Origin of the sequence: Streptomyces sp. NPDC059740 (assembly GCF_042733155.1) — a bacterium.
Classification (GTDB): domain Bacteria; phylum Actinomycetota; class Actinomycetes; order Streptomycetales; family Streptomycetaceae; genus Streptomyces.
In genome coordinates this window covers 1-20988 of sequence record NZ_JBHWGP010000017.1, presented here as the reverse complement: position 1 = coordinate 20988, position 20988 = coordinate 1, and the positions used below count along the sequence as shown (strand labels likewise).

The 20988-nt window shown below is 74.5% G+C and carries 21 protein-coding genes; 11 read left to right on the top strand and 10 right to left on the bottom strand.

The features are described from left to right. Nucleotides 1–48: 48 nt before the first annotated feature. Nucleotides 49–1359 (bottom strand): threonine ammonia-lyase, encoded by a 1311-nt coding sequence (gene ilvA, locus ACFV3R_RS20305; RefSeq protein WP_385584594.1) that lies wholly within the window; start codon nt 1357–1359, stop codon nt 49–51. Nucleotides 1360–1597: 238 nt separating this feature from the next. Between ilvA and ACFV3R_RS20300 the strand changes: the two genes are divergently transcribed. The 3 genes from ACFV3R_RS20300 (at nt 1598) to ACFV3R_RS20290 (ending at nt 3183) form a co-directional block, all read left to right on the top strand. Then, on the top strand, nt 1598–2104 hold the full coding sequence (locus ACFV3R_RS20300; protein ID WP_385584591.1) for a MarR family winged helix-turn-helix transcriptional regulator: 507 nt from the start codon (nt 1598–1600) through the stop codon (nt 2102–2104). A gap of 102 nt (nt 2105–2206) precedes the next feature. Beyond that, entirely contained in the window at nt 2207–2938 is a 732-nt protein-coding gene (locus ACFV3R_RS20295; protein ID WP_385584587.1) for a sigma factor-like helix-turn-helix DNA-binding protein, read from the top strand. Beyond that, nucleotides 2935–3183 (top strand): hypothetical protein, encoded by a 249-nt coding sequence (locus ACFV3R_RS20290; RefSeq protein WP_385584584.1) that lies wholly within the window; start codon nt 2935–2937, stop codon nt 3181–3183. The genes ACFV3R_RS20295 and ACFV3R_RS20290 overlap by 4 nt, the downstream gene beginning before the upstream one ends. Before the next feature lie 91 nt (nt 3184–3274). On the opposite strand, the gene ACFV3R_RS20285 is transcribed toward ACFV3R_RS20290, so the two are convergent. Beyond that, a complete protein-coding gene (locus tag ACFV3R_RS20285) occupies nt 3275–4435 on the bottom strand; it encodes a cystathionine gamma-synthase (protein WP_385584581.1) in 1161 nt (386 codons plus the stop codon). Between the two features lie 197 nt (nt 4436–4632). Here ACFV3R_RS20285 and ACFV3R_RS20280 point away from each other — a divergent pair, with 197 nt between their 5' ends. Beyond that, entirely contained in the window at nt 4633–5754 is a 1122-nt protein-coding gene (locus ACFV3R_RS20280; protein WP_385584579.1) for a hypothetical protein, read from the top strand. A 184-nt stretch (nt 5755–5938) separates the two neighbouring features. Further along, nucleotides 5939–6601, top strand: a complete 663-nt coding sequence (gene msrA, locus ACFV3R_RS20275; RefSeq protein ID WP_385584577.1) for a peptide-methionine (S)-S-oxide reductase MsrA — start codon at nt 5939–5941, stop codon at nt 6599–6601. A gap of 206 nt (nt 6602–6807) precedes the next feature. Here the strand turns inward: msrA and ACFV3R_RS20270 are convergent, their stop codons facing one another. The 3 genes from ACFV3R_RS20270 to ACFV3R_RS20260 all read right to left on the bottom strand — a co-directional run bounded on the left by ACFV3R_RS20270 (nt 6808) and on the right by ACFV3R_RS20260 (nt 10307). Next, nucleotides 6808–8205: a DUF2786 domain-containing protein gene (locus ACFV3R_RS20270; RefSeq protein WP_385584574.1), complete on the bottom strand. Its 1398-nt coding sequence runs from the start codon at nt 8203–8205 to the stop codon at nt 6808–6810. A gap of 208 nt (nt 8206–8413) precedes the next feature. Then, nucleotides 8414–9664, bottom strand: a complete 1251-nt coding sequence (locus ACFV3R_RS20265) for an Ig-like domain-containing protein (RefSeq protein ID WP_385584571.1) — start codon at nt 9662–9664, stop codon at nt 8414–8416. A 325-nt stretch (nt 9665–9989) separates the two neighbouring features. Continuing rightward, complete coding sequence (locus ACFV3R_RS20260) at nt 9990–10307, bottom strand: hypothetical protein (RefSeq protein WP_385584569.1); 318 nt, start codon at nt 10305–10307, stop codon at nt 9990–9992. A gap of 343 nt (nt 10308–10650) precedes the next feature. On the opposite strand from ACFV3R_RS20260, the gene ACFV3R_RS20255 reads away from it, so the two are divergent. Continuing rightward, on the top strand, nt 10651–10905 hold the full coding sequence (locus ACFV3R_RS20255; protein ID WP_385584566.1) for a hypothetical protein: 255 nt from the start codon (nt 10651–10653) through the stop codon (nt 10903–10905). 132 nt (nt 10906–11037) lie between these two features. Here ACFV3R_RS20255 and ACFV3R_RS20250 read toward each other — a convergent pair whose 3' ends face one another. The 4 genes from ACFV3R_RS20250 to ACFV3R_RS20235 form a co-directional block, all read right to left on the bottom strand. Then, the gene (locus tag ACFV3R_RS20250) at nt 11038–12168 is read right to left on the bottom strand and encodes a diguanylate cyclase domain-containing protein (protein ID WP_385584563.1); all 1131 of its coding nucleotides are present in this window, start codon (nt 12166–12168) and stop codon (nt 11038–11040) included. 235 nt (nt 12169–12403) lie between these two features. Continuing rightward, nucleotides 12404–13231, bottom strand: coding sequence for an enoyl-CoA hydratase/isomerase family protein (locus ACFV3R_RS20245; RefSeq protein ID WP_385584560.1), 828 nt, complete (start codon nt 13229–13231; stop codon nt 12404–12406). A gap of 124 nt (nt 13232–13355) precedes the next feature. Then, nucleotides 13356–14621, bottom strand: coding sequence for an adenylate/guanylate cyclase domain-containing protein (locus ACFV3R_RS20240; protein ID WP_385584557.1), 1266 nt, complete (start codon nt 14619–14621; stop codon nt 13356–13358). Between the two features lie 295 nt (nt 14622–14916). Next, nucleotides 14917–15858: a biotin--[acetyl-CoA-carboxylase] ligase gene (locus ACFV3R_RS20235; protein WP_385584554.1), complete on the bottom strand. Its 942-nt coding sequence runs from the start codon at nt 15856–15858 to the stop codon at nt 14917–14919. Between the two features lie 209 nt (nt 15859–16067). Here ACFV3R_RS20235 and ACFV3R_RS20230 point away from each other — a divergent pair, with 209 nt between their 5' ends. From ACFV3R_RS20230 to ACFV3R_RS20215, 4 genes are all read left to right on the top strand, one after another. Continuing rightward, the gene (locus tag ACFV3R_RS20230; RefSeq protein WP_385584854.1) at nt 16068–17657 is read left to right on the top strand and encodes an acyl-CoA carboxylase subunit beta; all 1590 of its coding nucleotides are present in this window, start codon (nt 16068–16070) and stop codon (nt 17655–17657) included. Between the two features lie 37 nt (nt 17658–17694). After that, nucleotides 17695–17910 carry an acyl-CoA carboxylase epsilon subunit gene (locus ACFV3R_RS20225; RefSeq protein ID WP_385584551.1) on the top strand — a complete coding sequence of 72 codons (216 nt, stop codon included), beginning with the start codon at nt 17695–17697 and terminating at the stop codon, nt 17908–17910. Between the two features lie 89 nt (nt 17911–17999). Further along, on the top strand, nt 18000–18131 hold the full coding sequence (mmpB, locus tag ACFV3R_RS20220) for a morphogenic membrane protein MmpB (RefSeq protein WP_385584548.1): 132 nt from the start codon (nt 18000–18002) through the stop codon (nt 18129–18131). Nucleotides 18132–18209: 78 nt separating this feature from the next. Then, on the top strand, nt 18210–18815 hold the full coding sequence (locus ACFV3R_RS20215; RefSeq protein WP_385584545.1) for a Maf family protein: 606 nt from the start codon (nt 18210–18212) through the stop codon (nt 18813–18815). A 43-nt stretch (nt 18816–18858) separates the two neighbouring features. On the opposite strand, the gene ACFV3R_RS20210 is transcribed toward ACFV3R_RS20215, so the two are convergent. Continuing rightward, the gene (locus ACFV3R_RS20210; RefSeq protein WP_385584542.1) at nt 18859–19335 is read right to left on the bottom strand and encodes a hypothetical protein; all 477 of its coding nucleotides are present in this window, start codon (nt 19333–19335) and stop codon (nt 18859–18861) included. Between the two features lie 556 nt (nt 19336–19891). Here ACFV3R_RS20210 and ACFV3R_RS20205 point away from each other — a divergent pair. Further along, on the top strand, nt 19892–20988 hold a 1097-nt coding region (locus ACFV3R_RS20205), incomplete at its 3' end, for an acetyl/propionyl/methylcrotonyl-CoA carboxylase subunit alpha (protein WP_385584540.1).

Sequence of the window (20988 nt, the reverse complement as noted above, 5' to 3'; positions counted from 1 at the left end):
GCCCGCGCACGGCCCGGGGAGGTGGCGGGCCTCCGGAGGCGGCAGGCGTCAGGAGGTGACGGTGTAACCGGCCTCCTCCAGCGCGCCGCGCAGCTCCTCGCAGTGGCCGGGCCCCTTGGTCTCCAGGTGCAGTTCGACCTCCGCCTCGCTCAGGCCGAGCCGCGGGTCGGTGCGCACGTGCAGGACGTCGAGGACGTTGGCGTCCATGGTCGACAGGACGCCCAGGAGGTGGGCGAGCGCGCCGGGCCGGTCGGTGAGCCGCAGCCGCAGCGAGAGGTAGCGTCCCGCCGCCGCCATGCCGTGCCGCAGGGTGCTCTGCAGGACCAGGGGGTCGACGTTCCCGCCGGAGAGGACGGCGACCACCGGGCCCTCGAAGCTGTCCGGCCGGGAGAGCAGGGCGGCGACCGGGCTCGCCCCCGCCGGTTCGACGACGAGCTTGGCCCGCTCCATGCACAGCAGCAGGGCGCTGGAGAGCTCGTCCTCGGAGACCGTGCGCACCTCGTCCACGAGGTCGGCGACCAGGCGGAACGGCACGTCGCCCGGGCGGCCCACCTTGATGCCGTCGGCCATCGTCGCCACCCGCTCCACGGCCACCGGACGTCCGGCCGCAAGTGAGGGCGGGTACGCCGCGGCGCCCTCGGCCTGCACGCCCACGATCCGCACGTCGGGCCGGAGCGCCTTCACCGCGACCGCCACACCGGCGATCAGACCGCCGCCCCCGATACCGAGGACGATGGTGCCCACCTCCGGGCACTGTTCGAGGATCTCCAGGCCCACGGTGCCCTGGCCCGCGATGACGTCCGGGTGGTCGAAGGGGTGGATGAAGACCGCGCCCGTCTCGCGTGCGTACTCCTGCGCGGCTGCCAGCGTCTCGTCGACGACCTGCCCGTGCAGGCGCACCTCGGCGCCGTACTCACGGGTGGCGGCCACCTTCGGCAGCGGCGCCCCGACCGGCATGAAGACCGTGGAGCGGACGTCGAGCAGGGAGGCGGCGAGGGCCACTCCCTGGGCATGGTTGCCGGCGCTGGCCGCCACCACCCCGGCCTCCCGCTCGGCGGGCGAGAGCCCCGCGATCCGCACGTAGGCGCCGCGGAGCTTGAAGGAGCCGGTGCGCTGGAGGTTCTCGCACTTGAACCGGACGGGCGCCCCGACCAGTCCGGACAGGTAGCGGCTGCCCTCCAGTGCGGTGGTGCGGGAGACCCCGGAGAGCGTCTTGCGGGCCCGGCGCACGTCGTCCAGTCCGACAGCCGGAACGGCCGCCTGCACCGGGGCCGGGCCCCTTCCCGCCTGCTCCGCACCCGCCGGTGCGGCAGCGGCCGGTCGGTCCTGGGGGGACGGAGAGGAGGTGTCATCAGCCATGGCGTCAGTCTCGCAGCTCCGCCGCCCGCTGCTCCCCTGGTCCTCCCACCCGGGTTCGCCGGGGCGTCACCCGCGGCGCCGGCGGCAGGGCGCCCGCCACGGTACGGGGCGCGGCAGCGCGTGGCAGGACACTGCCCGGCATCGGTCACACATCGGTTCGGGCAGCGCGCGTCCGGGCAGCGGCTGCGCCGCGTACCCTGTCCCCCAATCCTTCCTTGACCATGAAGCGAGCCAGGCCATGCCCACTTCGCCGGACATGACGACCACTTCCCAGACCCCCGTGCTGGACACCCTCCAACACCAAGTCGCCGTCTTCGCGCGCCGCGCCGAGCAGAGTCGGCTCGGCGGCGTCGGACAGGCCCGCAACTCCATGGACCGCGCCGCCTACCTGCTGCTGCACCGCCTCGACACCCAGGGACCGATGGGGGTCAAGGCGCTGGCGGCGGGGATGGGCATCGACTCCTCGACGGTGACCCGGCAGGTCGCGCCGCTGGTCGACGCCGGCCTGGTCACCAGGGCCTCGCACCCCGAGGACGGCCGGGCCGTGGTGCTGGAGCTCAGTGCCCGGGGCCGTGCGCGGCTGGAGGAGGTCCGCAGTTCGCGCCGCGCCCTCATGGCGCTGGTGACGGAGGACTGGACGGAGACCGAGCGCGACCAGTTCTGCTCGTTGCTGACCCGCTTCAACGCCTCGCTGTCCGGCGTGACGGCGTCCCTGCCGCCCACGACGGACACCTCCGCCGGCTGACGCCCACCGGCCCAGCGCTCCCGCCCTCTTGACGCGGCGGGGGCGCTGCCGTGCCATGGGCGGGGGCCCGCCGCGTGCGGGCGGCGGGACGGGGAGGGACGCGTGGGGGAGCGGCGCAGGGCCCGGCGGCAGAGAGACGTCCAGGAGTTCGAGGCGTTCGCGGCGGACGTCGCCGGACGGCTGCTGCACACCGCCGCGCTGCTGACCGGCGCCCCCGCCGAGCACCCGGGGCCGGCCGCCGACCGGCTGCTGGTGGCCGCCCTGGCCCACACGCTGTCCCGCTGGGACCGGGTACGGGACGACGACCCCTACGACCACACGCGCCAGCAACTCGTGCTCCGCGCCACGCACGCCTTCCCCCGGTGGCGGCCCCGCACCACGGCGTCCGGCAGCCGCCTGCCGTGGTGCGCCGCCGGGCTCAGGAGGAAGGGTGGGGCCGCGAGGGCTGTGCCGGCGCCCGCCGAGGCTGCTGCCCCCGGGGCCGACGGGACCGGCCCGGACAGCGAGGCCCGGCCACCCCGTCCCGCCCCTCCCCCCCGGCCCCGGCCGCCCCGTCCCGCCTCTCCTCCCCCGGGCCCCCTGCACCGCCTCTCACCGCGTGAGCGGGCCGTGGCGGTGCTCCTGCTGTACGAGGAGGTGCCGCCGGCGCAGGTCGCGGCGCGGCTGGGGCTGTCCACCGACCGCGTCCACCTCCTGGTCCGCCGCTCGGTGTCCCGCGTCCTCGACGCCCCGCCGCCGCTGCCGGAGGGAGGCGGCGCGGGTGGCGGGAGGGGCGGTGCCGAGGGAGGCGTGGCCGCGGCCGGGCGCTCCGGAACCCGAGCCGGTGCCCGATGACGCGCCAGGACCGCGAGGAGGCACGGGTGCGGCGTCTGCTGGACGGCAGGCACCCGCGGGTGCCGACCGCCCTGCTGCGCCGGGCCGTCCTGCGGGGGGAACGGCTGCTGCGGCTGCGCCGGGCGTTCGGCCTGCTGGGCTGGACGGTCCTCGCCGCCCTGCTGCTGGCCATCGCCCTCTGGGCGGCGGCCCGGCGGCCGTGGGAGGCCCCGCCGCTGCAGAACACCCCGCCGGTGCCCTGGTAGCGGCCGGTGGCGGGGCGGCAGGGCGGACGGGCGGGCGGTGGCGGGCGGAGGCCGCCCCGTCCGTCCGTGCCCGCCCGTCCGCCGCCGTCCGTCAGCCCAGTGCCTGGCTGAGGTCGGCCAGCAGGTCGTCGACGGACTCGATGCCGACGGAGAGCCGCACGAGGTCGGCCGGGACCTCCAGTGCCGAACCGGCGGCCGAGGCGTGCGTCATGCGCCCGGGGTGCTCGATGAGCGACTCCACGCCGCCCAGCGACTCACCGAGCGTGAACAGGCGCGTCCGGTTGCACACCGCCACCGCCGCCTCCTCGCCACCCGCGACGCGGAAGGAGACCATGCCGCCGAACGCCCGCATCTGCTTGGCGGCGACCTCGTGACCGGGGTGCTCGGGGAGTCCCGGGTAGTAGACCTGGGTGACCTTGGGGTGCGCGGTGAGGAGTTCGGCGACGCGGGAGGCGTTGGCGCAGTGCCGGTCCATGCGGACGGCGAGCGTCTTGATGCCCCGCATCACCAGCCAGGCGTCGAAGGGGCCGGCGATGGCGCCCATGGCGTTCTGGTGGAAGACGAGGTCCGCGGCCAGCGCCTCGTCGTTGACGACCAGCGCGCCGCCGACCACGTCGGAGTGGCCGCCCATGTACTTGGTCGTGGAGTAGACGACGGCGTCGGCGCCGAGCGCCAGCGGCTGCTGGAGGTAGGGGCTGGCGAAGGTGTTGTCGACGACGAGGCGGGCGCCGGCGTCCCGGGCCACCTGGCCGAGCGCCTCGATGTCGGTGACGCCCAGCAGCGGGTTGCTGGGCGTCTCGACCCAGATCGCCTTGGTGCGGGGCCGCAGCTCGGCCCGGACGGCCTCGGCGGAGGAGCTGTCGGCCACCGACCACTCCACGCCCCACCGCTCCGCGACCTTGGCGAAGAGGCGGAAGGTGCCGCCGTAGGCGTCGTTGGGGATCACCACGTGGTCGCCGGGCGTGAGCAACGTGCGCAGCAGGCAGTCCTCCGCGGCCAGGCCCGAGGCGAAGGCGAGTCCCCGGCGACCGCCGTCGAGGGCCGCGAGGTTCTCCTCCAGGGCGGTACGGGTCGGGTTGGCGCTGCGGCTGTACTCGTAGCCGCCGCGCAGGCCGCCCACGCCGTCCTGCTTGTACGTCGACACCTGGTAGATCGGTGGCACCACCGCACCGGTGGCCAGGTCGGGTTCCTGGCCCGCGTGGATGGCGAGGGTTTCGAAGTGCTGGGAACGCTGGTCGCGCTGATCGCTCATGCCGGCCGAGCCTAGTGCGCGCGGAGGGCGTCCTCCGAGGAACTTTCTGCTTCTCTGGGGAGTGGAGAGGATGGGCACAGCCGGACGAGCCCTCACCCGGCCGCGCCCGCACCCGCCCGACCGCTCGACCGGCCGCCGCCCGGCACCCGTCCACCACGACCTGGCACTCCCGAGACCCCACGACCGTAGGACCGCCCATGAACGCTCTGCTGGTTCTCCTCGCCGCGACCTCGCTGGTCGCCCTCGTGCTCGTCCCCTGGCTCCGGTCACGCGGCCGGCTCCAGGACGGCCGGCGGGCAGTGGGCGCCACGGCCGGGCCGGCACTCGACCCGGCGGTCGGCTACGGCTTCGTCCCTCCGGAGGAGCTCGACGTCCGGCTGCCGGGCCCGGACGCCGACCTGGAGGAGGCCCTGGAGGCGCTGCGGACCTCGGGGGACTGGCGCTACGCCGCCCAGCTGCTCGCCGCCACCGGCGAGGACGGGGAGCGGCGCTGGCAGCGCGTGCAGACACTGGCGGGTGCCGCCGTCTTCGAACTGGGCCGGGCTTCCGGCGCGGGCGCCGCCTGGCTCCGCTCCTGGCGGGCCGAGGCGCCCAAGGACCCGGGCGCGGCACAGACCCAGGCCCAGTTCCTGGCGCTCCGCGCGATGCGCGATCCCGGTTCGCAGGACTTCCGCATGCTGCTGGAGGAGGCGCGCACGGTCTGCCGCGAGGCGGGGCTGCTGGCGCCGGGCAGCCCCCTGCCGTACCTGACGGACCTGGTCGTCGCCCGCGGCCTGGGCGAGCGGGCGGCGGACTACGAGGCGCTGTGGTCGGAGGTGGCCAGGCGCGCCCCGCACCACATGGGAGCGCACCTGGCGGCGCTGCCGTACTGGTCGCAGAAGTGGCACGGCTCGCGGTCGCAGGCGGAGGCGTTCGCCGAGCGCGCGGCCTCGCAGGCGCCCCGCGGCACGCTGCTGCCCGCGCTGCCGCTGTTCGCGGTGTACGAGCACCTCCCCGAGGCGAACCTGGTCCGCGGCCTCTACCAGAGCGCCGTGGTGGAACGGGCCATCGAGGGCGCCCACTTCGCCCTGCGCGAGGCCCCCGCCGACCACCCGGTGGCGCCGCACGTCCGCCACCTGCTGGCCTGGTTCCTGGTGCGCGCCGAGCGGTACGCCGAGGCGCTGGAGCAGCTCCGGCTGGTCGACGGGCACGTGGGGGCGGTCCCGTGGTCCTACAGCGGCGATCCGGTGGCGCAGTACGTCTCCTACCGGGCGGTCGCGGTCGCCGGGTACGAGAGCCTGGGCGGCAACGCGACCACGTTCCAGCCGCCGGGTCTGTAAGGGCCCGCTCTTCGAGGCGGGGCCGGGGCCGCCTGGTCCGGGTGGTCCGCCTGGTCCGGTTGGTCCGCCTGGTCCGGGTGGTCCGGAGCGGGGGCGGTCGGCGCCGGGGGAATGCTTCCCGCCGTCCCGGCGTTGTCGGTAACCACGGTTCTGCCCCCTCACCGCTTCCGGAGCACTGATCCCGATGCTGTTCTCCCGCTTCCAGAACGCTCTGCCCACTCCGGAGGAGGCGCTGCCGGGCCGCGCCGAGCCGGGCTTCACCGTTCCCGAGCGCCACACCGTCCTGGGCAACCCGCTCCTCGGCCCGTACCCGGAGGGACTGGCCGTCGCCGACTTCGCCCTGGGCTGCTTCTGGGGTGCCGAGCGGAAGTTCTGGGAGACGCCCGGGGTGTGGACGACGCTCGTCGGCTACCAGGGCGGCTCCACGCCGAACCCCACGTACGAGGAGGTCTGCACCGGCCACACCGGTCACACCGAGGCCGTGCGCGTGGTCCACGACCCCTCGAAGGTCTCCTACGAGCAGCTCCTGAAGGTGTTCTGGGAGTCGCACGACCCGACCCAGGGATTCCGCCAGGGCAACGACGTGGGCACCCAGTACCGCTCGGCGATCCACACCCACTCCCCGGAGCAGCAGCAGGCCGCCGAGGCCTCCCGGGACGCCTACCAGGCCACGCTGACCGCCTCCGGCTACGGCTCGATCACCACGGAGATCCTGCCCGCCGAGGGCCGGCCGTTCTTCCCCGCGGAGGGGTACCACCAGCAGTACCTGGACAAGAACCCGGCCGGATACTGCGGGATCGGCGGGACCGGGGTGTCGTGCCCGGTCGGAGTGGCACCGGCCCAGTAGTCCGGCAGAGCCCGGGAACCGCTCGGCAAGGGCGCAGAGCACCCCCGCACGCCCGGCGCGTCCGTGTCCCCGGACGCGTCGGGTTCTCCCGTTCCGCGTGCGCCTGGTGCCGGGGTGTCGATGCGTCGGTGCGTCGGTGCGGCGAGGCGTCGATGCGCAGAGCCCGGGGTCGGCCTCCCCCACGCCGCCGCGCCCGCTGCCCCACCTCACCGCCCGGTGATCCCCCGCCGTTTCTCCGCCGCCTCTCCCAGCCGCGCCTGCTCCGCCGCCGCCGTGCCCTGGCGCCAGCCCTCGGCGTCGCGGACACCGCGCAGGCGGACGGCCGTGGTCTGCGGGAAGAGGGCGCCGGTGGCCTCCTGCACGGCGGCCTCGCGGGAGGCGAGGGCAGGCAGCAGGGACGGGCTGTCCTCGGCGGCGTCGCGGGTGACGCGGTGGGTGGCGGCGTCCAGGCGGTGGCGGATGCGGTCGGCGTAGGCGACGAGGAAGGACTGCCGGAAGTCGCGGGTGCGGCGGGAGCGGCCGCGGGCGTGGTGGGCGTCGGCGGCGCGGCCTGCGGCGGTGGTGGCCTGGACCAGCAGCGAGGTGTAGAGGAGTTCGGTCCGCTCCAGGTCGGCGGCGAAACCGACGAGGGTGGTGAAGCACCAGACCTCGGACCACACCGCTTGGCACCGGTTGGCGCCCGCGACCGCGTCCAGGAGCAGCGCCTTCGCCTCCTCGTAGGGCCCTTCGACGCCGACCCGGATCGCGGTGGGGGCGTTCCCCGCGCCGGGCCCGGCCCCCCGCGCGCCGTCCGAGCTGCCGGCGAGCGCCTCGTCGACGCTGTGCCGGGCCATGAGCTCCTGGGCCTTGGCGGAGAGCGCCTCGGCCTCCTCGGGGTAGGTGGTCGCCTCGGCCTTGGCCAGCAGGGCCCGGATGCGGCCGAGGACGCGGGCGGTGGCGGGGTCGGCGGCGGCCGGGGCGGTGGCGTCCGGAAGGGGTGGGATGCGGGGCTGCCGGGCCAGGGTGCGCAGTACCCGCAGCAGGTCCAGGAGCGTCTCGAAGCGGGAGCTCTGGCGGCGGCGGACGAGGGCGTCGAGGTAGGCGGCGTCCTCCTGCCACCAGGTCTCGGCCGCCAGGTCGCGCAGCTGCTCAGCCCACCGGGAGCCGTGGCGGGCGCGGGCGTGTGCGTAGGGGTCGGCTCCGGTGGCGTGCGCCGCGCGGCGGGCCTCTGCCGCGACGGCGTCGAGGGCGAGCGAGGTCAGCGCGAGGACTTCCGGGCCGGCCCCCAGCTGGTCGGTGAGGTCGCGGCGGACCACTCGTACCAGGTCGGCGGGGGTCCAGCCGCCGTCCCAGTTCCGGGCGGTGCGTTCGACGGCGGCGGCGAGGAGGGCGCTGCCGACGGCCTCGGGGCCCGCCTGCGCGGCGGCCAGACGCGAGGCGCCGGCCTCCAGGGCGTCGTCCACGGCGGGGCCGTCGCTCAGGTAGGTCAGCTCACCGAGGACGGCGGCGACCAGCTCGGCGGCGTCCTCGCCGCCGGTACCGGGGTGGTCGGTGCCGGTGTGCTCGGCGGTCCGTGGTCCGCCGTGGTGGCCGGTGTCCGCCCGGCCTGCTCTGCGCCTGCTCACGCCGTCCACGGTACGCACCTGCGGCCGGTTGCCGGGCCGTGGGCGCCCGTGACCCGGCGGGCCGCCCGGGGAGCGCGGTGGGGCCGCACGCGCGCTGCGCCGCCGGGGCCCGACGCGACCGTGCACGGCCTGCCGCTGGGACGGCGGGCCGTGCACAGGTGGGAGCGAGCGGTCGGGCCGGCCCGGGGGGCCGCGGCGACCGGTTGCGTCAGCTGTTCGTCGCGCTGCCGGCGACCCACTCGTTCCAGTCCATGTTCCAGCCGTTGAGGCCGTTGTCGGGCTGGATGGTCTTGTCGTGCGAGTTCTTCATGATCACGACGTCGCCGGTCCGGGAGTGGTCGTAGAACCAGGCCGCGGGCGTGGTGGAGTCCTTGGCGCCCTTGACGTCCTCAAGACCGATGCAGCCGTGGCTGGTGTTGGTCTTGCCGAAGATGCCCTTGCCCCAGTAGTTGCCGTGGATGAAGGTGCCCGAGGTGCTCAGGCGCATGGCGTGGGGGACGTCGGGGATGTCGTACTCGCCCTTGCCGTCGTCGCCCTTGAAGCCCACGGTGGAGCCGTCCATGCGGGTCTGCTCGAACTTCTCGGAGATGACCATCTGCCCGTTGTAGGTGGGGTGGTCGGTGCTGCCGGCGGAGATCGGGATCGTCTTGATCTTCTTGCCGTCGCGGACGACCGTCATCTCGTGGGTGGCGGCGTCGACGGTGCTGACCTGGGAGTGGCCGACGGTGAAGCTGACCGTCTTGTGCTGGACGCCCTTGACGCCGGGCGAGGCCTGGACGCCGTCGAGGTCCAGGTTCATGGTGACCTTGGTGCCGGCCTTCCAGTAGTCCTGCGGCCGGAAGTCCAGCCGCTTGTCGCCGAACCAGTGGCCGACGACCTTCTGGTTGCTGCTCGCGGAGACCTTGATGGCGGACTCGACGGCCTTGCGGTCCTTGACCGGCTTGTCGAAGTTGATCGACACCGGCATGCCGACGCCCACGGTGGAGCCGTCCTCGGGCGTGAAGTTGCCTATGAAGCTGTGGGACGGCGAGACGGTCGTGAAGGTCGCGTGCTCGACGGCCTTGCGCCCCTTGGAGTCGACCGCGTGGGCGGCTATCTCGTACTTGGTGGCGCGCTCCAGCTGGCCGTCGGGCCGCCAGGACTTCCCGTCGTCGCCGATGGTGCCCTTGACCGCCGCGCCGGAGCCGGTGGTGGGCTTCATGGTGACGTCGGTCAGCTTGCCGCCACTGGCCGTCACCTTGGTGTCGCTGTTGATGCCGGCCCCGGTGGAGCCGTTCTTCGGCTGTATGTGGATCCTCGCGTCGGAGGCGTCCTTCGCCGCCGCCTCGTCGACCTGCCGGCTGCTGTCATGACGGGCGTCGTCGCCTGAGGCGCCGGCTCCGCAGGCCGTGAGGGCCAGGCTGCCGCCGACCAGTACTGCGGTCACGGCGAGGCCCTTGCGGCGCTTGCTCTCCGTCATTGTTCGCTTCTCCATCGCTACGGTCCCAACGTCCCCGAGCTGCGGTACCGGGGGTGCAGACACAGGGGTCCCCGGTTACCCCTCACCACGTATTTTCCGTTTCGCCCGATCCATGCCTGCTGCGGGTGTGGGAAAGGACACGTAGGACGTTCCGCGGAGCCTCAGACCGCCGAGCGCTCCCCCTGGACGCGTCGCGGCGCTCCCCTGGGGCGGACGGGCTGAGGTGCGTGACCTCAGGGGCGGGGTACCGGGGCGCCTGGCCGGTCGCGGCGGGGCGCCGTGGCCGTCGGGCGCCCCTCGGGTCCGGGGGCTGCGCCTGCGGGCGTCAGTCCTCCCCGGCGCCGACCAGGTCCCACTCCGCCGAAGCGGGGTCGTACTCGATCTCCTCGCTGCTCCAGGACGCCTGTGCCAGTTCGACGCCGGGGAGTGCCGTGACCAGGTCGACGGGGTCGACGAGGTACGCCAGCGACTCCGCGGCGTCCTTCTCCACGGTGGTCCGCGCCTCCTGGCGCTCCGCGTCGGTCATGAAGGCGTCGTCGGCGATGCGCTCGTGCGCGGCACCGGCCAGGCGGGCCTGGTCCGTCACCTCCATGACGAGTTCCACCTGAAGCCTGACGAACCGTGAGTTCTCTTCGCTGCTCATGAGGGGGAGGTTATGCACGACGCCTCCCGGCTTCCGTGCGACCCGCTGCGGTCACTACCATCTTCCCCAGCGGCTGTAGTCCACACCTACCTGTGGCTGCGTCATGTGCCGTGCCCGCGGGGCCCGTTCCCACAGGGGTCCGCGGTCGGCACCCGTCCCTTCGGACGGCAGCCGGAGAACACCGCGGGCGCAGCCGTCCCGGCAGGCAACCACCCACTGGCCGGGCCGGCATCGTCGGCCGGACCCGCGCCATCCCGTGTGCGGTTCCCGCCCGGAGGGGCCCACACTTCCCTGCCGTCCTGCCGCCGTCCCCGTCCGCTCCACCGCGAAGAGGAACCATCTGTTGAGTGCGAGTCGAACGCTGCTGACCGCCGGTGCCGCCGGCACGGTGCTGCTCGCCCTGTCCTTCATCCCGTCCGCGCACGCCACCGTGGAGAACACCTTCCGCGGCGGGGTGCACCGCCCGGCCCAGCACGCCGCGCCCGTACATCCCGCCGGTGGGCACCGGAACCCCGGCGCCCACCGGGAGGACTCGGTGAGTCTGACGGGCAGTGGGCCGGAGTCCGCCTCGCTCACCGTCCACTGGCTCGCCCGGTAGCAGCGCGGCGGGCGCGAGGCGCGCGGGCCGGGCCGGCCCGCGCTCGGGACGAGCCCGCCCCGTCACCGCGCCCGGACGGCCCGTCAGCCGCCCTCTGCGCACGGGACTCGGCGCTGACGGGCCGGCGGGCCCTCAGCGCCGGAACCGTCGCCGTTCGGTGGTGGGGCGGCGCTCCGGGGCGTCGGCGAGGCGGACCACCGGGTCCTCGGTGCCGCCGTCGCGGCCGGCGACGACGGGGGTGTCCGAGCGTGCCGCCTTCGCCCGGTACTGCGCGGCGTCAGCCAGCCGGAACAGGCGCCGGGCGGAACCGACGCCGCCGATCGGGTCGCCGGTCGAGGCGACACCCACGGCCACGCCCTCACCCAGGTCGAGCGCGCCTGCCCGGCGGCAGACCTCCTCCGCGACCCGCACCACCTCGTCGGCCCCGGGCCCGACCGCCAGCAGGCAGAACTCGTCGCCGCCCAGCCGCGCCACCAGGGTGTCGGTGAGCATGGCGCCGCACAGGGACAGCACCGAGCCGAAGCGTTCCAGCAGCCGGTCCCCCACCGCGTGGCCCTGGGAGTCGTTGACGCGTTTGAGTCCGTTGAGGTCGCAGACCACCAGGCTGACCACGACGCCCTCGCGCCGGTGCCGCTCCAGCGCCTCGTCGAGCCGGTTGTCGACCGCGCGCCGGTTGGCCAGGCCCGTCAGCGGGTCGGTGTAGGCCAGGTGTTGGGCCTCGGCCAGGCGCTCGGTCTGGACGATGCCGGCGGCGGCCACCGCGGCCAGGACGGTGGCGAAGTCGGCGTCCTCGCCGGTGAACGCCGCAGCGCCGGCGGGCCGGGCGACGTACAGCTCCCCCCAGGCCCGTCCGTGCAGCACCAGGGGTGTGATGACGCACGCGCCCCGGCCCCGCCGCCGCAGCCCGGCGGCGCGGTGCGGGTTGTGCGGTGCCCCCTCGGCGGCCGGGGCGTCCGGTCCCGTTGCCGTCTGTCTCCAGGACCGCCCCTCACCGCCGGTTTCCCACCGGCCGCCGGGGAAGCCGGTGATCTCGGGGTAGTCGTGGACCGGGTAGGTCTCGTCCTCGGGGAACTCCTGCTCGTCCTCGGCCAGTTCCCCCACGTTGACCAGGACCCGCAGCAGCCCCAGCTCGCGTTCCCACACCGAGACGGCGGCGAACGAGCCGTCCAGGGCGCGCCGGGCCCCCTCGGCTGCCGCCCGCGCGGACTCCCGTGGCGTGTGGGCGGCGGCCATGGCCTGGGCGAGGTCGACGACAGCGCGCATCCGACCGTCGCCGGTACCCCGCTCCGCCTCGCCGTCCGCCACCACCAGCCCTCACATTCCGTAACCGTAGGCTCCTGCCGTTGCCTCAGCGTAGGAATGTTTCAGACGTCGTGCCCTGTTCGGGACACCCGCCGCCCACTACCGTCCGTAATCTCACCCGGCCGGTCCGTCGCGCCCGGCGCACATCCGTCCGGGACCTCGCCGCGGGCGGCGGTCCGGTGGTGGGGGCCGGCGGTCAGGCGCCGGGCCAGACCGGGTCGCGCTTCTCGTTGAAGGCTGCGACCCCTTCGGCGCGGTCACCGGAGAAGGCCACGGTGCGCCAGGCGCCGTCCTCCACCTCCAGGCCGGTGCGCAGGTCCAGGCCGTGGCCCAGGCGCAGCGCCTGCTTGGCGGCCCGCAGGCCCACCGGGGAGTTGCGGGCGATGCGTCCGGCGAGCTCCAGGGCGTGTTCGCGGTCGCGACCGGCGTCCACGAGGTGGTCGACCAGGCCCCACTCGGCGGCCTCGGCGGCCTCGACGCGGCGTCCGGTGAAGACGAGTTCGGCGGCGCGGGCCGCCCCCACCCGGCGCGGCAGCAGCTGGGTGCCGCCGCCGCCCGGGATGACGCCGACCGAGACCTCGGGCAGTCCGACCACGGCGGTGCGGTCGGCGACGAGGATGTCGCAGGAGAGGGCGAGTTCGAACCCGCCGCCGAGCGCGTAGCCGTGGACGGCTGCGATCGTCGGCACCGGCAGTTCCAGCACCCCGGTGTAGGCGGCCCGGGCCAGCGGGCGCTGCCGCAGCAGTTCGGCGTCGGTGAGGGTGTTGCGCTCCTTGAGGTCGGCTCCGACGCAGAAGGCGCGGGGGTGGCTGGAGGTCAGCACGACCACCCGCACCGCGGGGTCCGCGGCGAGTTCCGCGCAGGCCCCGGCGATGGACCCGGCCATCGCGGTGGAGACGGCGTTCATCGCCTTCGGGCGGTCCAGCACCAGCTCGGCCACGTGTTCGCCGGCGCGGCGGAGCGTGACGCCCTCGGCGGCACCCTGCGGCGACTGCGGTGTGCGGTGGTCCCGGTCCTCGGTCACGACGGCCTCCGGCTACGGCGTTGGCGGGTGCCCTCGCGCACCCGCCGGACCGGGCGATCATACGGAGCCGCGCACGCCACGGGGAGGGGCCACCCGCCGCAGGGCTCGCGGCGGGTGCGGGGCCTCAGCGTCTGCGCAGCAGCCAGGGCTCGACGACGCCGAGGCCGCGGACCGGGCGCTGCCACATGGGCTGGAGGGCGAAGCGGTAGGTGGGCAGCGGGCCCTCGCCCTCCTTGGCCGCGGCGGCGGCCTCGGCCTCGGAGGCGGGTGCGTCGCCCGCCTTGATCAGGCCCTGCGCGAGGGCCTCGTCCACCAGCACGGTGTCCTTGGGCGCTATCGACGTCAGCCGGCTCGCGAGGTTGACGGTGGTGCCGAAGACGTCGCCCATGCGGGTGGTGACCGTGCCCAGGGCGATGCCGACACGCAGTTCCGGCATGGTCTCGTCGTGGGCGAGCGTCTCGATGAGGCGCAGGCCGATCTCCGAGGCGGTGCCGGCGTCGTCGGCCGCGAAGAGGACCTCGTCGCCGAGCGTCTTGATCAGGCGACCGCCGTGGGCGGCGACCAGGTCGGCGGCGGTGGTCTCGAAGGCCTCGACGAGCTCGCCGAGCTCCTCCTCCTCCATGCGCCGGGTCAGCCGGGTGAAGCCGACCAGGTCGGCGAAGCCCACGGCCAGGCGGCGGTCGACCATCTCGGCGTCGTCCTGGGCCTGGACCACGCGGCTGGTGGCGGCGGCGAGCTGGCGGCGCCAGACGTAGACCAGGAACTCCTCCAGCTCGGGCAGGAGCAGTTCGACCAGCGGGTAGGTGATCTCCGTCCGGCTCAGACCGGTGTCCTGGGGCTCGGTGAGGCCCTCCAGGAAGGAGTCGATCTGCCAGTCGGCGAGGCGGGCGGTGGTCTGGCCGGTGGAGCGGGCCACCTGCACCGCCATGGCCTCGCTGAGCAGCCCTGCCTCGACGAGGCCGGAAAGGCGGCGCAGGGCCAGTACGTCGGCCTCGGTGAGGGCCTTGACCTGGCCGATGTCGGCGAAGCCCATCGCCCGCCAGAAACGGGCGGCGAGGTCGACGGAGACGCCGGCGCTGCGGGCGGCCTGGAACGCGGTGTAGCGGCGCGGGGCGCCCAGGATCAGGTGTTCCAGCCGGGCGGCGATGCCGTCGTCGTCCTCGCCCCCCTCCTCCGGGTCGCCGGCGCTCTCCGAGGGGCCGCCGTCACCGGAGGCGGAGGCGTCGCCATCGGGGTGCGCGGGGAGGTCGCCGGTGTCCGCGGGAACGTCGGCGCCGGACCCGTCGCCGCCGGGCGGCGGGGCTGCGGGAGGGTCGACGGCCCCGTCGGACGGGCCCCGGGGGGCCCCGTGTTCGTGCCCGGCCGTGCCGCCCGGCTCGTCGGCGGTCACCGCCCGCCCCCTGTCCGGTCCTCGCCCACTGCCCTTCCGATCAGTTCGCACCCGCGGGCAGCGTCACCGCGGCCCGCCTCGCCCGGGGGTTCGGGCGGTCGCCCCCACGATACGGCAGGTGTGCTCTGGCTCACTCTCCCGCTCCACCGGTCCGTCCCTGTTTAGCCCTGTTCGCACCCGCGAACTCGTCGGCTCTTCATACTGCACCACCGAAGGGCCCCGGCCGGCGCGACGCCCCGTGGCGGCTCGCGGCGTGGACGGAGGCCGGCGCGGTGTGCGACCGGTAGGACGTGGCTCAGCCGGTGATCGTTCCCTCCTGGGGCCGGAGGTGGACGATGTCGCCTGCGTCCACCGGCCGGCGCTCGCCGTCCTCGGTGCGCAGCACCAGGCGCCCGTCCCCGTCCACCGCCTCGGCCACGCCCCGCAGTTCCCGGTCGCCCGGCAGCAGTGCCCGCACCGGGCGGCCCAGCGTGGAGCAGCCGGCGGCGTAGGTCTCCTGCAGCCCGCACGCGCCGGGGTCGCCGCCGGCCTCGCGCCACAGGCCGTACCAGTGCTCCAGGGAGCGCAGGACGGCGCGCAGCAGCGGGTCGCGGTCGGTGGTGCGGGCGCCCGCCAGCGCCAGCGACCCGGCCTGCGGGACGGGGAGTTCCCCGGCGCTCAGCGAGACGTTGAGCCCGATGCCGAGGACGACTCCGCCCGGGTCCGCGACGCCCGGCCGGGGCACGACGCGTTCGGCGAGGATGCCGCCCGCCTTCCGCTCCTCGCCGGCCACCGTGACCAGCAGGTCGTTGGGCCACTTCAGCGCGGTGTCCACGCCCGCGACCCGGGAGAGCGCGGTGGCGGTGGCGACGCCGGCCAGCAGCGGCAGCCAGCCCCAGCGTTCGATGGGGACGCCGGGGGTGAGGCAGACCGAGAAGAACAGGCCGGAGCGCGGTGGTGCGCTCCACCGCCGGTCCAGGCGTCCCCGCGCCGAGGACTGTTCCTCGGCCACCAGGACGGCCCCCTCCCCCACCGCCGCCCCGGCCGCCCGGGCCAGCAGGTCGGTGTTGGTGGACCCGGTCCGGGCGACGACCGTGAGGTCGGACCAGAGCGCGCCGGGCCGTACCAGGGCGCGGCGCAGCGCCCGCTCGTCCAGCGGCGGACGGTCGAGGTCGGTCCACCGCGCGCCGGGAGCGGGGCGGTGGGCCGCGGGGCCGGCCGGGGGCGTGGCGGGGCGGTCGGGGGTCGGTGTGTCCATGGCCCCAGCCTAGGCAGCGGTCCCGAAGCGGCGACGTCCGCTCACGGGCCGGGCGCGGCCTCGCCGGCACGGCCCGGGCACTGTGGTCAACGACGCACTGCTCACGGCCACGGGCGGCGGATACGCTACGACGCAGCAGGAAGCCAGTGAGCCGTAGCCGCACGCCACCAGCAAGGACGAGGAGCCGCGCCCTTATGTCCGAGACCTCCATGCCCGCGACGCAGGACACGCCCCACACCACGGCGGGGAAGATCGCGGACCTCCAGGAGCGCATCGAGTCGGCGGTCCACGCCGGCTCGGCCCGCGCGGTGGAGAAGCAGCACGCCAAGGGCAAGATGACGGCCCGTGAGCGGGTCGAGCTGTTGATGGACGAAGGGTCCTTCCTCGAACTCGACCAGTTCGCCCGGCACCGCTCGACGAGCTTCGGCATCGAGGCGAACCGCCCGTACGGGGACGGCGTGGTGACGGGCTACGGCACGGTCGACGGGCGGCCGGTGTGCGTGTACTCGCAGGACGCGACGGTCTTCGGCGGGTCGCTGGGCGAGGTCTACGGCGAGAAGATCGTGAAGGTCATGGACTTCGCGATGAAGCACGGCTGCCCGATCGTCGGCATCAACGAGGGCGGCGGGGCGCGCATCCAGGAGGGTGTGGTGGCGCTCGGCCTGTTCGCGGAGATCTTCCGCCGCAACGTCCACGCCTCGGGTGTGGTGCCGCAGATCTCGTTGATCATGGGCCCGTGCGCGGGTGGCGCGGTGTACTCGCCGGCGATCACGGACTTCACGGTGATGGTCGACAAGACCTCGCACATGTTCATCACCGGACCGGACGTGATCAAGACGGTGACCGGTGAGGACGTCGGCTTCGAGGAGCTGGGCGGCGCCCGCACCCACAACACCCGCTCCGGCGTGGCCCACCACATGGCGGGGGACGAGAAGGACGCCGTCGAGTACGTCAAGGCGCTGCTGTCCTACCTGCCCTCCAACAACCTCTCCGAGCCGCCGGCCTACCCGGACGAGGCGGACCTGGAGACCTCCGACTTCGACCGCGAACTCGACGCGCTGGTCCCGGACTCCACCAACCAGCCGTACGACATGCACACCGTCGTCGACCACGTGCTGGACGACGGCGAGTTCCTGGAGGTGCAGTCGCTGTACGCGCCGAACATCCTCACCGGGTTCGGCCGGGTCGAGGGGCACTCGGTGGGCGTGGTCGCCAACCAGCCGCTGCAGTACGCCGGCTGCCTGGACATCAAGGCCAGCGAGAAGGCGGCCCGGTTCGTGCGGACCTGCGACGCCTACAACATCCCGGTGCTCACCTTCGTCGACGTCCCCGGCTTCCTGCCCGGCACCGACCAGGAGTACGACGGCATCATCCGCCGCGGGGCGAAGCTGATCTACGCCTACGCCGAGGCGACCGTCCCGCTGATCACCGTCATCACCCGCAAGGCGTTCGGCGGGGCCTACGACGTCATGGGCTCCAAGCACCTGGGGGCGGACCTGAACCTGGCCTGGCCGACCGCCGAGATCGCCGTCATGGGCGCCCAGGGCGCCGTCAACATCCTCCACCGCCGCACCCTGGCCGCCGTCGAGGACGAGGACGCCCGCGAGGAGCGCCGCCGCGAACTGGTGCAGGAGTACGAGGACGCGCTCCTCAACCCGTACTCGGCGGCGGAGCGGGGCTACGTGGACGCGGTGATCGCGCCGTCCGAGACGCGCCGGCACATCACCCGGGGGCTGCGGACGCTGCGCAACAAGCGCGAGTCGCTGCCGCCGAAGAAGCACGGCAACATCCCGCTCTGAACGGCTGTCGTCCCCCCGGTCACCTGAGAGGCAGGCAATGATCCGAGTCGTACGGGGCAACCCGACCCCCGAGGAACTGGCCGCCGCGGTGGCGGTGGTGCAGGCGCGCGCCGCGGCGACGGCTTCGGCCGCCGAGGACGGCGGGGCGGGCGAGAGCGCGGCCACGGCCTGGGCCGATCCGGCCGCCCGCCTCGGCCGCCCCCTGCCGCAGCCGGGCCCTTCGGCCTGGCGCACCACCTTCTGGGCCCGCTGATTCCCGCCGGCCGCCGCCGCGGGCCGCGGCGGCGGTTCTGAGTACGCGTACTCAGGCGGCGGCGGGCGGTGCGACGGACCATCGAAGACATGCTGTGGTCCGAACCGCCCGACGAGCCGCCCCCGGAGCTGCGCGAGACCCAGGCCATGCTCCGCCGGGTCGGCGTGGTGGTGGCGGTGGCGGCGGTGGTGGCGATGCTGGTGCTGCTCCCGGGCCTGTGACACCTGCCGGGCGCGGCCTGCGCCCCGGCCGGCCGCCTGGCCCGGGGCCTGTCGCAGCGCCCCTCTACGATGAGCCGCATGACAGACCGCAGCCGCCGACTCGTCCTCGCCTCCCAGTCCCCCGCCCGTCTGGGTCTGCTGCGGCAGGCCGGGCTCTCCCCCGAAGTCATCGTCAGCGGCGTCGACGAGGACGCGCTGCACGCCGACACCCCCGGTGACCTCGCCCGGGTGCTGGCCGAGGCCAAGGCGTCGGTGGTGGCCGGGCGCCCCGAGGTCGCGGGGGCCCTGGTGGTGGGGTGCGACTCGGTGCTGGACCTCGACGGGAAGGCGCTCGGCAAGCCCTCGGGGCCCGAGGACGCGGTCGCCCGCTGGCAGGCGATGCGGGGCCGCTCGGGGGTGCTGCGCACCGGTCACTGCGTGATCGACACCCGGACCGGGAAGCAGGTCTCGCAGACCGCCTCGACCACGGTCCGCTTCGGTGAGCCCTCCGACGAGGAGATCGCCGCCTACGTGGCCAGCGGCGAACCCCTCCACGTGGCCGGGGCCTTCACGCTCGACGGCCGCTCGGCTCCGTTCCTGGACGGCGTCGACGGCGACCCCGGGAACGTCATCGGCCTCTCCCTGCCGCTGCTGCGCCGCCTCCTGGCCGACCTGGACGTGGCCATCACCGATCTGTGGAGCTGAGCGCTCCGCGTCCCGCCGTCCCCTGCCCGCGCGGGCGGGGGCGTCACAGGGGGCGCGGTGCGGGGTCGGCGGGCGGTCCGGGCTCGCCGTCGCCCTCCTCCCGCGGCGCGCCCGTCCCGGGGCCCGCGGGCTCGAATGCCAGCAACGAGGCGACCAGCAGGGCGAGTACGACCATCAGCACGGCGAAGGCGAGCCAGCTGACGAGGGTGGAGCAGAGGGCGCCGACGACGCCGTGGATCACCGCGCAGGTGATGAGGACGATGCGGCCGAAGCCGCCGGGTGCCCGGTCGCGGACCGCGGCGCGCAGCAGGAGGAAGGCGCAGACCAGCAGGTACAGGGCGGCCACCGCCCCGCCGATGTAGGTACCGGTGACCATCGCCTCGGGCTTGAGCCCGGCCAGCGACATCCGCTGCCGGTCGACGAAGACGCCGAGTATCCAGTTGAGCAACACGATGCCGAACGCCTCCAGGACCAGCACGATCCCGGTGGCGACGACCACCGGCCTGCGCAGCCTCGTCACTCCCCCACCCTCTTCCGCCTCGTCGCGTGAGCGCCGGCCCGTTACCACGGGTACCACCACGACCTCGGAGGCTACTAATCGGTAATAGGGGCGACAAGGGGTCGTGCAGGACTCTTCCCTGAGGGGGGATCAGGCACCCTTTCCGGTAGGCGCCCGGCGCCTGCCGTCGGTGGGTGCGCGCCCCGCACCGCCCCCACACCACCGTCCGCAGCCTCCTCCGCCGTGCGGGCCGTCCGCGGCGAGGGCCGACGTCCCTCCCGGCCCGGGAACCCAGGGCGCAAACTTTCCCGCCGCCCTTCGTAGGGTCCCGACAAAGAATCGGCCCTGCCGGGCGACTGCGAGGCAGAACCACGCCGTTCGCCGTCCCCGGTCGACCAAGGCCCAGGTTCGGCGGTCTAGGCTGGAAATCGGGTGTACGGCCGACTTCGCACCCCGGCGACCGACCGTCCCGTGTGGGCAAGCTCACTCCGGGGGACTGCTCGGCACCGGGTGTCGCCATTCCCTAAACTCACTGATTGCTTTTCTGTTGCGGCGTAGCGCCAAGGAAGGACACATCGTGCGCAAGGTGCTCATCGCCAACCGAGGCGAGATCGCAGTCCGCGTCGCCCGCGCCTGCCGGGACGCGGGGATCGCGAGTGTGGCGGTCTACGCGGACCCGGACCGCGACGCGCTGCACGTGCGGAGCGCGGACGAGGCGTACGCCCTGGGCGGTGACACCCCGGCCACCAGCTACCTGGACATCGCCAAGGTCCTCCAGGCCGCCGCCGACTCCGGGGCCGACGCCGTCCACCCCGGTTACGGCTTCCTCTCGGAGAACGCCGAGTTCGCCCAGGCCGTCCTGGACGCGGGGCTGACCTGGATCGGTCCGCCCCCGCACGCCATCCGCGACCTCGGCGACAAGGTCGCCGCCCGGCACATCGCCCAGCGCGCCGGTGCCCCCCTGGTCGCCGGCACGCCCGACCCGGTCTCGGGTGCGCAGGAGGTCGTGGCCTTCGCCGAGGAGCACGGTCTGCCGATCGCCATCAAGGCGGCCTTCGGCGGTGGCGGGCGCGGGCTGAAGGTGGCCCGCACCCTGGAGGAGGTCCCCGACCTCTACGACTCCGCGGTGCGTGAGGCGGTGGCGGCCTTCGGGCGCGGCGAGTGCTTCGTCGAGCGCTACCTGGACCGTCCCCGCCACGTGGAGACGCAGTGCCTGGCCGACAAGCACGGCAACGTGGTCGTCGTCTCCACCCGCGACTGCTCCCTGCAGCGCCGCCACCAGAAGCTGGTCGAGGAGGCCCCCGCGCCGTTCCTGTCCCAGGAGCAGAACGCGGAGCTCTACCGCGCCTCCAAGGCGATCCTCAAGGAGGCCGGCTACGAGGGCGCCGGGACGTGTGAGTTCCTCGTCGGGCAGGACGGCACCATCTCCTTCCTGGAGGTCAACACCCGCCTGCAGGTCGAGCACCCGGTCACCGAGGAGGTCACCGGCATCGACCTGGTCCGGGAGATGTTCCGCATCGCCGACGGTGAGGAGCTGGGCTACGAGGACCCGGTGATGCGCGGGCACTCCTTCGAGTTTCGCATCAACGGTGAGGACCCGGGGCGCAACTTCCTGCCCGCCCCCGGCACCGTCACCCGCTTCGACGCCCCGGCGGGCCCGGGGGTGCGGCTGGA